Source organism: Companilactobacillus metriopterae (genome assembly GCF_002762335.1).
GTDB lineage: Bacteria > Bacillota > Bacilli > Lactobacillales > Lactobacillaceae > Companilactobacillus > Companilactobacillus metriopterae.
In genome coordinates this window covers 762,620-777,538 of the sequence record NZ_CP024610.1, presented here as the reverse complement: position 1 = coordinate 777,538, position 14,919 = coordinate 762,620, and the positions used below count along the sequence as shown (strand labels likewise).

At 32.6% G+C, this 14,919-nt stretch carries 15 protein-coding genes and 1 other RNA gene; 5 read left to right on the top strand and 11 right to left on the bottom strand.

Annotated features, from left to right (window positions below; translation table 11 throughout):
* Positions 1-4: 4 nt before the first annotated feature.
* Positions 5-2,146, top strand: a complete 2,142-nt coding sequence (locus tag CS873_RS03790) for an LTA synthase family protein (protein ID WP_099974545.1) — start codon at positions 5-7, stop codon at positions 2,144-2,146.
* A gap of 36 nt (positions 2,147-2,182) precedes the next feature.
* Here CS873_RS03790 and CS873_RS03785 read toward each other — a convergent pair whose 3' ends face one another.
* Positions 2,183-3,664 carry an ATP-binding protein gene (locus CS873_RS03785; protein WP_099974544.1) on the bottom strand — a complete coding sequence of 494 codons (1,482 nt, stop codon included), beginning with the start codon at positions 3,662-3,664 and terminating at the stop codon, positions 2,183-2,185.
* A gap of 1 nt (position 3,665) precedes the next feature.
* Positions 3,666-4,400 (bottom strand): winged helix-turn-helix domain-containing protein, encoded by a 735-nt coding sequence (locus tag CS873_RS03780; protein ID WP_099974543.1) that lies wholly within the window; start codon positions 4,398-4,400, stop codon positions 3,666-3,668.
* A 111-nt stretch (positions 4,401-4,511) separates the two neighbouring features.
* Between CS873_RS03780 and CS873_RS03775 the strand changes: the two genes are divergently transcribed.
* A complete protein-coding gene (locus tag CS873_RS03775) occupies positions 4,512-5,288 on the top strand; it encodes a Cof-type HAD-IIB family hydrolase (RefSeq protein ID WP_099974542.1) in 777 nt (258 codons plus the stop codon).
* 34 nt (positions 5,289-5,322) lie between these two features.
* On the opposite strand, the gene CS873_RS03770 is transcribed toward CS873_RS03775, so the two are convergent.
* The gene (locus CS873_RS03770) at positions 5,323-6,303 is read right to left on the bottom strand and encodes a zinc-binding alcohol dehydrogenase family protein (RefSeq protein ID WP_099974541.1); all 981 of its coding nucleotides are present in this window, start codon (positions 6,301-6,303) and stop codon (positions 5,323-5,325) included.
* 90 nt (positions 6,304-6,393) lie between these two features.
* Positions 6,394-7,020: a hypothetical protein gene (locus tag CS873_RS03765; RefSeq protein ID WP_245823081.1), complete on the bottom strand. Its 627-nt coding sequence runs from the start codon at positions 7,018-7,020 to the stop codon at positions 6,394-6,396.
* A gap of 247 nt (positions 7,021-7,267) precedes the next feature.
* On the opposite strand from CS873_RS03765, the gene CS873_RS03760 reads away from it, so the two are divergent.
* Positions 7,268-7,810 (top strand): NADPH-dependent FMN reductase, encoded by a 543-nt coding sequence (locus CS873_RS03760; RefSeq protein WP_099974540.1) that lies wholly within the window; start codon positions 7,268-7,270, stop codon positions 7,808-7,810.
* 44 nt (positions 7,811-7,854) lie between these two features.
* On the opposite strand, the gene CS873_RS03755 is transcribed toward CS873_RS03760, so the two are convergent.
* The 7 genes from CS873_RS03755 to CS873_RS03725 form a co-directional block, all read right to left on the bottom strand.
* On the bottom strand, positions 7,855-8,397 hold the full coding sequence (locus CS873_RS03755) for a LysR family transcriptional regulator substrate-binding protein (protein ID WP_099974539.1): 543 nt from the start codon (positions 8,395-8,397) through the stop codon (positions 7,855-7,857).
* A complete protein-coding gene (locus CS873_RS03750) occupies positions 8,376-8,735 on the bottom strand; it encodes a LysR family transcriptional regulator (RefSeq protein ID WP_169922445.1) in 360 nt (119 codons plus the stop codon). Before CS873_RS03750 ends, CS873_RS03755 begins: the two co-directional genes overlap by 22 nt.
* Before the next feature lie 124 nt (positions 8,736-8,859).
* Positions 8,860-9,051 (bottom strand): PspC domain-containing protein, encoded by a 192-nt coding sequence (locus tag CS873_RS03745; RefSeq protein ID WP_099974537.1) that lies wholly within the window; start codon positions 9,049-9,051, stop codon positions 8,860-8,862.
* Positions 9,052-9,126: 75 nt separating this feature from the next.
* Positions 9,127-9,816, bottom strand: coding sequence for a methionine ABC transporter permease (locus tag CS873_RS03740; protein ID WP_099974536.1), 690 nt, complete (start codon positions 9,814-9,816; stop codon positions 9,127-9,129).
* A complete protein-coding gene (locus CS873_RS03735) occupies positions 9,816-10,877 on the bottom strand; it encodes a methionine ABC transporter ATP-binding protein (protein WP_099974535.1) in 1,062 nt (353 codons plus the stop codon). The genes CS873_RS03740 and CS873_RS03735 overlap by 1 nt, the downstream gene beginning before the upstream one ends.
* A complete protein-coding gene (locus tag CS873_RS03730; protein WP_099974534.1) occupies positions 10,878-12,215 on the bottom strand; it encodes a M20/M25/M40 family metallo-hydrolase in 1,338 nt (445 codons plus the stop codon). It lies immediately after the preceding gene.
* 17 nt (positions 12,216-12,232) lie between these two features.
* On the bottom strand, positions 12,233-13,051 hold the full coding sequence (locus CS873_RS03725; RefSeq protein WP_099974533.1) for a MetQ/NlpA family ABC transporter substrate-binding protein: 819 nt from the start codon (positions 13,049-13,051) through the stop codon (positions 12,233-12,235).
* A gap of 501 nt (positions 13,052-13,552) precedes the next feature.
* Between CS873_RS03725 and CS873_RS03720 the strand changes: the two genes are divergently transcribed.
* Positions 13,553-14,152, top strand: a complete 600-nt coding sequence (locus CS873_RS03720) for a YitT family protein (protein ID WP_099974532.1) — start codon at positions 13,553-13,555, stop codon at positions 14,150-14,152.
* 88 nt (positions 14,153-14,240) lie between these two features.
* Positions 14,241-14,605, top strand: a transfer-messenger RNA (tmRNA) gene (gene ssrA / locus CS873_RS03715).
* Positions 14,606-14,919: the final 314 nt, after the last annotated feature.

Here is a 14,919-nt window from a genome sequence, read left to right as displayed (position 1 = left end):
TTTTATGAAAAAAATACATACATTTTTCAATACAAGGTTAGGTTTTACAGCATTGCTAGTCTTGTTTATGTGGTTTAAAACAGTTTTTGTGTACTATACCGATTTTTCTTTAGGTATAGAAAATCCACTGCAACACATTATTCTTATACTCAATCCTATAGCTACAACCATTATACTGTTGAGTTTGCCCTTATTTATAAACAGAGCAGTGATTTCTTACATTATTAGTGGTCTGGTTTATATAGTAGAAACTGGTTTTTTATACGCTAACGTTCTGTATTATCGTCAATTTAATGACTTTATCTCCTACAGCACTATAGCGGGATCTACCAAGGTTGCTAAGGGTTTGAGCGGTAGTGTTAATACACTGTTGCATCCTACAGATATTATCATATTCTTAGATTTCATAATAATTCTTGGATTGTTTGCTTTCAAAATAATTAAAATTAACCCTGCACCACTACGCAAACTTACAGCTTCAGCTGTTTTGGTATTTGGGATATTTTTTCTATTCTTCAATCTAACGCTTGCTGAATCGAATCGTCCGCAACTTTTGGGTAGAGGTTTCGACAGGAATTATGTTGTTAAGTATTTAGGTCTTAATTCTTTCCTTGCATATGACTCAGTTAAAACCATTCAAAACAATCAGACCAGATCAGAGGCTGTCGGTACTGATATGGATGAAGTTTTAGATTATGTTAGTGATAGATATGCTGCACCTAACAGTGAGTACTTTGGTGTAGCAAAACAAAAAAACATCATCATTATTCATCTAGAGAGTTTTCAACAACAATTAATTGGTGCCAAAGTTAACGGTCATGAAGTAACACCATTTTTGAATAGTATATATAATGACAAGAACACTCTATCATTTGATAATTTTTATAACCAAGTTGGTGAAGGTAGAACTGCCGATGCAGAAAACCTTCTAGAAACAAGTACATTTGGACAAAATGGAGGCTCATCTTTATTTGTTCGTTTAGGTGGAGATAATACTTTCCAAGCCGCACCAGCAATCCTTGCTCAAGAGCAGGGATATACTAGTGCAGTTTTCCATGGTAATACTCCAGGATTTTGGGGACGTGATAAAGTCTACCCAAACCTCGGCTACAATTACTTCTTCTCACAAAACTATTATGATGCTAGTGAAAAAAACTCACTTACTCAATATGGCTTAAAAGACAAATTGCTTTTCGCTGAAAGTGCAAAATACCTAGAACAAATGCAACAACCTTTCTATACTAAATTTATAACTGTTTCCAATCATACTGACTATCAGTTAGACAGTGCTAACACTGACCAGGATGTTATTCCTAATACATCAAGTAGTACTGTAAACAGATATTTTGGAACTGCCAATTATTTAGATAGTTCTGTAAAAGAATTTTTTGATTATTTAAAAGCCAGTGGTATTTATGATAATTCAATAATCATGCTATATGGTGATCATTATGGCTTAAATTCTGCAGATAACTCTGTTTTTGCAAAACAGTTAGGCTACGTAAATTCTGATAAAGATGGTGCTGATTTTATCAATAGTCAGGGTCAGAAAGTTCCTCTTATGTTCCACATGCCTGATCTAAAAGGTGGAATTAAGCATACATATGGTGGTGAAGTCGATGTTCTTCCTACCCTATTACATCTAGCAGGTATTAATACAAAGGGATACGTGCAATTAGGAACTGATCTGTTATCAAAAGATCATAACCAGATAGTTGCCTTTAGAAAAGGTAGCTTCGTTACTCCTAAATATACCGTTATTAAAAAAGGTGACTCGCATGAAGTATTCAAGAATGATACCGGCGAAGAAATAGACCTTAGTTTGAATCCCGATTTGAAAGAAAAAATTTCCAAATGGCAAAAACAGGTAGATGCACTTCTAGATGTATCAGACAACATAACAAATAAAAACTTATTACGTTTCTATACACCTAACGGATTCACCCCTGTTGATCCGTCATTGAATGTCTACAATGATCAAATCCAAAGACTTATTTCCACACGTGATAACCTTGGAGATAAATCAACAAGTGTCTACTCTAAAAATGGTAACAAATCCACAACTGATCTATATAAAACAGATGCACCTGAACTTAATGGCGATCGAACTGATATTGATAGTTGGGATAATATTCTTAACAAATAAAAAAGCAACTCTCATTGAGAGTTGCTTTTTGTATGCTTAATTTTTCAGTTCATGACCTTCATCATAGAAAGTAATTGTAATGGTTGTTCCTTTTCCTAGTTCACTAGCGACTTTAATCTCACCGCCATGATTTTGAACTAATTGATGAACAATTGATAATCCCAAACCAGATTCACCATATTTACGATTCTTACGTGATACATCTGCTTTATAGTATCTATCCCAGATATTCTTAACCTGATCTTCGGACATCCCTATCCCGTTATCGCTAACCTTAAAGATGGTAGCATGTTTTTCTTCATCCCTAAATCCAGTAGTATTAATGAAACCGCTGGTAGTGAATTGAATAGAGTTTTGAAGAACATTAAACATAACTTGAACAAATCGATCATAGTCTGCATAGGTCATTAACTCTTCTTCAGGAAGATCTAAATTAATCTTGTCATTGGCATCTTCTGCCTTCTTTTGCAGCTGTGAAACAATGTCTCTGAGTGGAACTCTGGCATCAAATTCTTGTTTTGACAAGGAAATTTGATTAGTTCTAATTTTTTCATAATCTAGATTTTCATTGACTAATCTTATTAGACGATTGGTTTCATTTCTCATTAATTCTATACTTTGTGCTTTGGACTCTTCAGGTATAGCATCATAGGCCAATCCTTCAAGTAATCCATTTATAGTAGTTAATGGTGTTCTCATTTCGTGAGAAGCATCAGCCATGAATTCTTTACGTCTTAACTCTTGGCGATTAATTTCCTCATCTGATTCACGTAGTGAGGTAACCATCTTATTGAAATCATTTGCCAAATCATCCAATTCATCTCTATTTTTACTATCAATATGAACAGAAAAATCGTTATTAGCAACTTTTCTTGTTGCGTAACTAAGTTTATTGATTCTATTTACTTGATATCTTGAAAGAATGAAACTCAAAATAATAGAAGCTAATAATGAAATAAGTAGTGCAAGATATAGGCGGTTTTTAATTTCAACAATATTTGATTGAATCTGACTAACATTTGATCCTACCCAAATAACCGCTACTAACTTACCATCCTCAAACCAAGGAACTAGGACACACACGTAACTCAAATTGTTGCCATTTTCTAATTTAGGACGACCATCTGACGTTGCTGCATTTTGAATATAACGGATAGTTTGTCCTTTTTTCATCTTTTCCCAGTACTTACTTTTCAGATGATTAGTAAAGCCACTTGATGGCATAGATGGGTATACTTGGTTATTGTTCTCATCAAAAACACCAAACTGAACCGAGTGTTGTGCCAAAACTTGTCTCAAAAAATCCATGTTTTCATCAGTAATATTTTGAATATTACCATCATCTGGATTCTTACTTAATGCCACTTTTTCCATGTTGTACGCATAGCTCTCTAATGTTTCATACGTAGAGTTATATTCCCAATTAGTTGTATAACTTGTAACGGTGTACAAAATAATACCCAATGTGGTTAATATAACTATCATGAAACTCAACATGTTTTGATACATTAACTTCATTTTATTTATTGTTTACTCCTGAATCATCGAATTTGTATCCAACACCCCAAACAGTTTCAATTACCTGAGGTCCTACTTTTTCAATCTTTTGTCGCAACTTTTTGATATGAGCATCAACAGTTCTTTCTTCACCAAAGTAGTCGTAATCCCATACTTGCTCTAATAATTGTTCTCTAGTAAAGACTTGCTTAGGCTTACTTGCTAAGGTCTTTAGCAAATCGAACTCCTTAGGAGTCAAATCTACAATCGCTGCATCTCCTAGATAAGCTTCACGAGTACTTGAATTCAACTTGAAAAATCCAGTATCAATATCATACCCTTCACTATTAGAACTTTCAGAATTAGATGCTGGAGCTGCTTCTGAAATATTTTCACTTCTACGGTGAATAGCCTTAATTCTTGCTATCAAAGTTATCGGACTAAATGGCTTAGTTACATAATCATCTGCACCAAATTCAAGTCCAAGAACTTGATCACTTTCACTGTCACGAGCAGTAAGCATGATAATAGGAACAGTCTTTGAAACCTTACGGATATCTTTAGCAACTTCCATTCCATCTTTACCAGGCAAATTCAAATCCAATGTAATCATATCCCAACTTTCAGGATCTTGATTAAATACTTCGACGGCATCATTTCCATCATATGAAAATGTAGCATCCCAATCTTCCTTTTGGAAAAACATTCCCATCATTTCTGATACTGATTTATTATCTTCAATCATTAATATTTTCATATATAAAACTCCAATTTCTATATTTCTTCTAAAATAACTCTATAATAATCACGAAAAACTTGCTACTATATTACGTGTAATAGACTTAATTATATAAGGCTGGTGACTAATATGCAAAATAACTATAAAGGTTCTGTATTCTTCGACCTCGATGGGACACTTTTTAACAATCAAACTAAGATTGATAAAGATGTAGCCGATGCCGTTCATCAACTTCGTGCTAATAACTATTTACCTGTTATTAGTACTGGTAGATCATTTGACGAAGCACAAGATGCTGCAAAGCCAACGGGTATTGATACCTTGGTTACTCTAAATGGTGCCTATGTTAAACATCAAGATGATGTTATTTATAAGAGTGTTATGGACACCGATGTAGTTTCTCACGTTATTGATAAGGTTGATGAATTAGACGATTTTGTTGGATTGCATTCAGCAACAGATACTAGACTTATAAAATCATCTGATACCGCTACTTCATTTTATAACATGGTAAACATAAAAATGCCTAAAATTGACAGTGATTTTCATTTAAATAATGAAATTCCTATGATGATAATCATTTCAGAAGATGATATAGATCGTTATTCCGAATTTTTTGATGCACTAAATTTCTACAAAACAGGAAAATATTCAATTGACGTAGTTAATAAGAATGTTACTAAAATGACTGGTATTCAACACATATTAAAAACCCTTGATCTTGAAGATAAACCAACTTATGCTTTCGGTGATGGTGCTAACGATATTCCAATGTTGTCATCAGTTGGCCATGGTATTGCTATGGGAAATGGATCTGATCAAGCTAAGGAAGCTGCTGAATATACTACCTCAGAAAATATTAATGGCGGTATTGCCAACGGATTGAAACATTATGGACTAATTTAAAAAGACTTTTGAGAATAATCTCAAAAGTCTTTTTTTATTTAACTAAAACAACTTTTCCAATCATATGTCCATCCTCGACCATTTTAGTTGCTTGTTTAATTTTTTCGACGTCGATTCCATTAATAACTTCAGTAGTTATAGGCAAAATCTCTCCAGAGTCCAATTGTTCAGCTAACTTAAATAGATATTTACCCTGAGTTTGCATTAGGTCATCTAATTGGAAATAGCTTTTTGTAAACATCCACTCATATTCTATATTTACAGACTTATTTTTCAACAAATCTAAATCCAAATTTTTTAGTGATGTTATTGTTGCAAATGTTCCAAATGGTCTAATTAATTCTATAATTTCCTCAAAATGCGGAGTATTGTCACTTAATCCGATAATATAATCAACATATTCAAACCCTAATTCATGAACTTGTTCAACTAAGTCTTGATAGTGATCTACTCCATGATCAGCGCCTAGTTTTTCAACCCAAGCCTTTTTATCTTCACCATGGGCAGTTGATATGACTGTCATACCTTCTTTACTAGCCAATTGAGTAGTAATAGAACCGACACCACCAGCACCATTGATTATAAGAACTGTCTTACCTTTCAATTCTCTCAATTTTTCATATAACAACTCACTTGCTGTCATATAAACTAATGGTAGTCCGATGCTATCAGATATCTCTGTCTTTTTAGGTGCAAGAGCGACAATTCTAGAATCAATCAATTGGTACTCTTGATTACTACCTGAACGGGAAATATCACCAGCGTAAAAGACTTTGTCTCCAACTTTGAAATTAGTTACTTGTTCCCCAACTTCAGTTACAGTACCATAGCCGTCATATCCCAATATATTATGGTTATCATTGTCTTCAATATTTTTTCTAACTGCTATGTCTACTGGATTAATTGAAATAGCTTCAACTTCTACTAATAGATCAAATCTCTCTGCCTTTGGCTTGTCTAAATCAAACTCTGTTAAGCTGTTAGAATTACTATCTTTATAAGAATAAACTTTCATTATTTAACCCCTTTATATTTAATAGATATAATTAAATACTTTATAAAATAAAAAAGCCAACATAAGCTGTCGGCTTTCGGTTATTTATTTTTAATACACGATTTCAACTGTTGCTGAAGTGATTCCATATGATGGAACCAAGCTATCAGGCATGGCAACATCAATCTGATATGGATTTGAACTTGCAAAGGTTCCAGTATCATTAACTGTGCGATACCAGACATCTCCTTGAGAAGTAGTTATTTTTAATCTTGTACCTCTAGGTAGAACTCCAAAATTGGCTGCAACACCGTCGTAGCCCATATCAGATCCTAATACAGCCGGATCATAAAAACTTACTTTGAAGTTACCTACTGTTTTTGTTGTCGGTACATATGAAACTTCCTGAACCTGAGCAGCTACTTGTGCTTCAGCTTGTTGCTCAGCAATTCTTTCATCTTCTTTGCGTTGTTCTTCCTTGATGCTCTCTATTTTTTCGGAAGAAACATTTTTCCCGCTCCCATCAACACCTGGAATAAAATTACGATCTTCGCCTACAGATACAACTTTATTTAAAGTAACATTTGAAGTTTTATCCTTTTGACCGAAGACACCAAGTAAGTTGTGGTCGTATTTTACGGTAAGTGCGGAGCTTGGATCCTCCATAGGATCCACTGTAGCTTCTGCATTCAAATGTGTTGCAGTAACCATTGTTAGTAGTACTCCACTAACTACCATTATATTTTTTCTAAATCGTTTAATAAATATACCCCCTATTTTTTAACCGATAAGGCACACTATACAAGAATAATGTTACAGAATGATTACAGTTAAATGAAATAAATCCCATAAATCCATATATGTGTAATATTTCTGTAATACTAGGTACTTTTTTAGGAAAAAAACAATTTTGCGAGAAAGAATTTTTTTTAATTCTAAAATCTTATGCTAGATTAATCTCATAACAAAATTGGAGGTCATTTAAATGACAAAGAAAATAAGTATTATAGTTGGTAGTTTGAGAGAGAACTCATTTTCAGGACAAGTTGCTAACAACGTTAAAAACATGATTCCTGCTGGATATGATGTAGAATTTCTAGATTTTTCAAATCTTCCTATTTATAATCAAGATTCAGATGAACAAGATGTTCCTGAATTTACTGAATTTAGAAATAAAGTTAAGAATTCAGATGGTATTATTTTTGTAACACCTGAATATAACCGTTCAATTCCTGGTGGACTAAAAAATGCTATTGATGTAGCTTCACGTCCATGGGGTCAAAGTGTTTGGAATAACAAACCTGCTGCTATCATCAGCAACTCACCTGGTGCAATTGGTGGATTCGGTGCAAGTAACCACTTGAGACAAGTACTTGCATTCCTTAATATGCCTACTCTAACAAACCCAGAAGCATACCTTGGAAACATAGCAGATCTCCTTCAAGAAGATGGTACTTTAGTTGAAGGAACAGCTAAATATCTACAAAGTATTGTAGATGCTTATATTGATCTACTTAATAAATATTAAAATAAAAAGGTTAAGCCAAATGGCTTAACCTTTTTATTATCATTTCATTGTAATTCATATTCTTTGATTTCATTCCAAAATTGATCAATATTATCCTGTCGAAAGTTTTTGTTTTTAAAAAATCCCAGTCTACTTTGTGGTGAATCAATAATATCAATTATTTTTATCTTATTTGAAGTCATGCTTTCAGCAATTTTTCTGGGAACAATAGACAATCCCATACCTTCTGCAACCATTTCCGAAATTAAATCAAATCTATTACCCTTATAAAAGATATCAGGTGTAATCCCACTCTTTTCAAATAAATTAATTACAGGTTTATATAAATTTGTTTGCTCATTAAGCAAAATAAAGCTTTCATTTGCCAATTCACTAATATCTATATATTTTTCTTGGTTATTAATATCCCTACTTGAAGGTGATACTAAGACAAAATCATCTTCATCTATCAAGACTGAATCAAACTCGGTGATTTCTTCAAATACTCTTGTAAAAACGATTTGTGTTTCTTCATTTTTGAGTTTATCAAAAATAACACTTCCCTCAGTTTCAGTAAGTTTAAAATTTATTTGATGATTTTTTGCCATGAACTTAGATAAAATAGAAAACTCTTATAACTAGGCATTGTTGTTATAGTATCTAATTGAATTTGACTACCATTTTTGTTGTTCATGCCATTAATTGTCTCAATCAGCTGATTATTTTGCGAAACAATATCTTGAGCGTAAATTAGTATTTCTTTTGCAGACTCGGTCATAACTATATTGCGATGTAACCGTTCAAATAATTGAATACCTAATTCTTCTTCTAATGATTTGATAATCTTAGATATATTACCTTGTGTAGTAAATAATCTATACGCTGTTTCTGAATAGCTAAAAGTTTCTGATAAATCTAAAAAAACTTCTAACTTTCTTATATTCATTGCAGTTGCTCCTAAGTATTCCATTTTAGAATACTTTGATTATATCATTTTACAAATGCTCATTTTCGCTTCTATTTAAAATAAAAAAGACAAAATAAAAAGCTGAGCACATTTGCTCAGCTTTTTAATAATCTGGTTTTTCCATTAATAACCATAGAATAAGATATATAGGAATACCAGCAAAGAATGGAAGACTTCCTAGTACTAAATATACAATTCTTCCAAGTGCTGGACTCCAATCAAATTTTTCGCAGATACCACCAACTACTCCAGCGATTAATCTATTATTGGCAGATCTTTTAATAGGAATATGCATAACTTTCACCCCTTAGTTATTATTTATTCAATAATAACATCTTCAGGATAGATAAATCATTAAATATGCATTCCATTAATGTTCTAATTTTTTAACGAAGAAATCTCCAATTCCTTGAATTACAAAAACTAATACTAAAATTAGTAACATAGAGACAATCGTTACATCATTTTCAAATCGTTGGTAACCGACAGATATAGCCATGTTACCAAGTCCTCCTCCACCAACGGCACCTGCCATAGCAGTTAAACCAATCAAACTAATAATTGTAAGGGTACCTGATCTAATTAATTCTGGTAGTCCTTCACGTAGATATACTCTAAATATTATTTGTAAAGGTGACAAGCCAATTGACTCAGCTGCTTCAATAACTCCGGGGTCAACTTCAACTAAAGCCAATTGAACCTGACGAGCAAAGAATGGTGCTGTACCAATAATTAAAGGAACCAGTGCACCTTTAGGTCCAATTGTTTGTCCAACTAGTAATCGTGTGAATGGTCCTATAACAGCTAATAGAATTATGAATGGAATTGATCTAAACAAATTAACTACTTTATCTAAGATATTGTAAAAAACTTTATTTGGTTTAATGCCATTTTTATCAGTTACAACTAACGAAATTCCTAGAATAATTCCGATAATCCCAGCAAAAAGTGCACTATAAAATGTCATATAGAGTGTTTCCCAAATTGCTTGAACAAATCCGCCTTCGCCATACCAATTGGTGACAACATTAGGTATATATGTATTTAAAATATTACTCATTAGACATTCACCTCATCCTTTAAATTGATCTCTTTTACATTAACTTTGGATTCGTTCAAGTAATTAAGAGCCTGGTCTAGGCTAGATTCATCTCCAGTCAACGAAAGCAGCATAATTCCCACAGTGGTATTTTGCAATTGTTCGATATTACTAAACAAAATATTAGCTTCTACTCCGAATCGCTTGTACAAGCTTACTACCAACGGTTCATTTGTTGACTCACCTAAGTAATTTAGTTGTACCACACGACCAGATATTTGATTGGCCAATCCTGCTTCGTGAATTTCCTCTAGAACATTGCTAATTCGTGTAGATGTATTAACAAAATCTTTTGTAAGTTGTTGTTTGGGTTGACCAAAGATTGAAAGCAAACTTCCTTCTTCTATCACTGATCCTTTTTCCATTACAGCCACTCTGTTACAAATTTGTTTAACTGCATCCATCTCATGAGTGATGATGACTACTGTGATCCCCAATTCTTTGTTAAGCCTACTCAAAAGATCAAGTATCTCTGTAGTAGTTTTGGGATCTAGAGCACTAGTTGCCTCATCTGATATCAATACCTCTGGATCATTTGTTAAGGCCCTTGCAATAGCTACACGCTGTTTTTGACCACCGGAAAGTTGTGACGGATATTTTTTGGCATGCTCATCTAATCCTACTAAATTTATAAGACTAGATACTTTGGCTTTTCGTTCTGATTTGGATAATTTTGTATCTCTCAATGGAAACAAAATATTATCAAATACACTCAAAGAATTCATCAAATTGAAGTGTTGAAATATCATTCCGATATTTCTACGAGCAGTACGTAACTCTTTAGGTTTTAATTCTGTTAAATTTTGACCATTAACTATGACTTCACCTTTAGTAGGCTTTTGTAATAAGTTAATAACCCTCACTAATGTACTTTTACCAGCTCCTGAATATCCAATTACGCCAAAAATGTCTCCTTTTTCTGCATTAATAGATACATCTTTTACAGCAGTAACATCTTTTTCACCATCATGAAAAGTCACATCAATATTTTTTAATTGAACGATATTATTTTCTTCAGACATTTATATCCCCTTTACCTCAGTTAAAAAATTTTCGAAAAATTCTATAAACTCTAAATAATCATTTATTCGTATATTCTCGTTTGGAGCATGATTGTTGGCCTGAAAATAACTTACTCCACAGGACACTATTGGCGCCTTGGTATATTGATTTACAAGATGCATAGGTCCAGTTCCCGGACTAGATGGCAATACTTCAACCTTATCCTTACCGCCATAATAATTAACTGCAGTTTCAATAAGTTTATTTGTAATTTTGCTATCTAAATCCCATCGATAGGATTTTTCACCCATAAGGTATGTTGCCTTAACATCTTCAAAACCATTCTCCGATAAATATGCGTTGATTTTATTAAAAATATCCTTTGGGTCTTGATCAGGTACCAATCTACATTCTAATTTTGCAATAGCTTTTTTGGGTGTGACTGTTTTTACACCTTCACCTTCCCAACCGGTAGAAATACCTTCTATATTAATTGTTGAAGAGAAAGCCAAATTATAATTAATACTTGAATTTTTTAGTAAATCAGTTTTCAAATCCCACTTTGATTTAAAATCAGGTGCAATTGTATTATCAACTAATTCCTTTTCTCTATCAGATGGGTCAAGAACGTCATCGTAAAATCCTGGAATTAAAATTTCTCCATTCGAGCTTCGTAACAAACTAAGAGCTTCAGTTAATCTCCAAGATGCACTGTCAACCACTGCCGCAAAAGAAGAATGAAGATCAGTTGATGCCGAAATTACCTCTAATTCGAAGCAAACAATACCTTTATTACCACCATTAAAACTAAATTGTTCATTTTCATTTTTTATTCCAGATTCCCAAATAACCAAATCTGCTGAGAACAAACTTGAATACTTTTTAAGATATTCCTCTAAATTCTCACTGGCGATTTCTTCTCCACCTTCGATAACAAACTTGATGTTACAAGGCCAATCACCATTCTCTTGTTTGTATAATTTTAATGCTGTGATTCGGCTAATCAGATCAGCTTTACAATCTGAAACACCTCTCGCAATAAATTTATCTTTCGTTATTTTGAGTTCAAATGGATCAGAGTCCCACAACTCAACTGGTTCTTCTGGTTGAACATCATAATGATCATATATAAGTATTGTTTTGTTTGTGGGCTCTTCAGGAATTAGCTCTGCGTATACTAACGGTTTAGAGTAATCATCCAAAGTTTGAACCTCAGCACCTAAGTTATCAAATAATTTTTTTAAAAAATTTGCTGTCTCATTAATTGATTGATTTTTAGCTGAAACAGAAGGAAATGAGATATATTCTTTTAAATTTTCGATTGATTCTTCAATAAGTGGATCCGTCAGTTTGAGCACACGCTTGTACCTCTTAATTATTTGATTTTATCTTCCCAAGCTAAAATTACGTTTTTTCCATAAACTTTTTTAATTTCTTTACCAACTTCTTTTGTTTGGAAAGCTTTAACAATCTTCTTGTAAGTCTTGTTATCTTTGTCTTTCTTATTTGCAGCTATAAAGTTTACATAAGGTTGAGATTTTGCAGTTACCTTTTCTGTGTATAGCGCCTTGTCAGTATATAATTTTGCATCACTAGCAACATTACCATTAACAACAGAAATTCCTACATCATTTAAAGATCTTGCTGTCTGATTTGCATCTAATGGAGTAAATTTCAAATTCAATTTATTTTCAGTAACATCTTTTGTAGATGGAATTTTTACATCTTTAACTTTGATCAAGCCTGCTGATTGTAGAAGTTGTAATGCTCTACCTTGATTAGATACATCATTTGGTAGTGCTACTTCTGATCCCTTAGTGATCTTATCAATACTCTTAAACTTGTTTGAGTAAATAGCCATTGGTTGGAAAATAGTATCACCTATGCGCACAATGTCTGTCTTATGTGCTTTGTTCCATGCATCTAAGAAGTATTGATGTTGATATGCGTTAATGTCAACTTGTCCTTGTGAAAGTGCAGTATTTGGTTGATTGTAATCATTGAATTGAACAATCTGTAAATCTATACCTTCTTTTTTGACCTTATCTTTAACAACTTTCCAGATATCAGCATCTGAACTACTAATACCAACTTTTACTACTTTGTCACCATTTCCCCCATTGCCACATGCTGTTAGACTAACAACCAATAAGGCAGATAATACTACTAGAATAAATTTTGATAGTTTTTTCATTTTCAACTCTCCCACATAATTTTTCAATTTATGATAATTTAAAACAAAAAAAGTCGCTCCCAAGACAGATACAATAAGTATCTATTCTTAGAAGCGACTTCTCGCGGTACCATTCTAATTCAGGATAAATCTTAGACTTACCCCCTCAACAACGCACAAATATGCGTGTGTACTATAATGGGTACCAACCATTACATCCTTATCCGAAGACTCAGCGTACCAATCACAGGTCATTTTCACTTGGATACTCTTCCCTATTCTCAGCTATCTAGGTTTTCTGTATAAAAGTATCTCAGGCTACTTCCCCTGATCAATTTGTTTTAAAATATCTTTTAATTGTTGAATCGATAGTACATTTTTTTCTTTAATCTGTCAACTGTAATATTAGAAAAATAAGATATTCTCTAATATTACATAAAAATATCCTATTCTATCAATATATATTAATTAATATTAATTTTGAAATTAGTAAATAACTCCTCATTTTGATAAAATAAAAACATGACTAATAATAAAAAGAACTTTATTTTAAAAGCTGTTTTAGTAGTTATTGCACTAGAGATTATCGTAATAAGTATAAATATGTTTTTTGAACCTAGCAGAATAGCCGCCGGCGGCGCAACAGGAATAGCTATTCTTTTATTTGAAGCATTCTCTTTTCCCACAGCGCTAACTGTCTTTTTGATCAACATTGTTATGCTAATTTTCTCATATATATTTTTAGACAAGGAAACTACTATCAAACTATCTTTTGGTAGTTTTGTATTACCTGTATTGATTTTTATTACACCTGTATACAATGTTATTCCTAACAGAATATTATCTATTATCATTGGTAGTATAATTTTTGGTATTGGTTTAGCTATTTTATATATGCTTGATATGTCTAGCGGTGGTACGACTGTTCCGCCTATGATTTTTCATAAAACTTTGGGCATTGAAAAATATATTGGACTCTTTATTATCGATGCTCTGGTATGTATTGGAAATATTTTTGTCAGTGGATTTAGTGCCTTTATCTTAGCACTTGCTTCAGTTGCAATATCAAGTTTAACAATCAAAATTTATACTGTTATCGAAAATAAATTTGCTAATGACTAAAATGAATAAATCCAAAGTATTTATATTGATATATTAAGCATTAAGGTATAATATAAGTATTCCGTACTGTAACCGGTATTTTTATATCGGGGATGTTCTGGATTCGACATGTGTAATAGCGTGTGAGCTGCACTTCGGTTATTTGTTCCGTAAAAACATTCAGTTTAAATTATAACTGCAAAAAATAATAATTCTTTCGCATTAGCTGCCTAAAAACAGTCTAAGCGAGATCCAACTGACTTTGCTTAGGGGTTAGAACTGGGTCTTAAATGAACTAAGCTACGTTTGATTATGCATTCTGAATAATCAAAAAGAGATTGTCAGGATAGCCACTATGGCTAGCCTGGTTGTATGGCGTTCATAGTGGCGAAATTTGAAATAATACAACTATGAGTGTAGAGGCTTACATGGCGTTATGCTTGGACAGGGGTTCGATTCCCCTCATCTCCATATAAAAAAGAAGTAAAACCTTTATTATCAAAGGATTTACTTCTTTTTTATTTTTTATGGCTACATATTTGGCTACATTTACTACTATTTTTACTAAGAATCCCTTTTAGTTAATAACGTTTTAAGCATCTCGTTTTATTTGTTTCTAACCAAATAACTATCGGGTAGAGACAATTATTTTTTCGATAACTTTTTCAAATAACTTCAAAAAACATTTGGATTATACACTATTGAGCATGTACACTCAAATTGAGTGATTAATTTTTTACTCGATTGCCCTATTATAATAGTTCACTAATATTGAAAAAATTTAAATA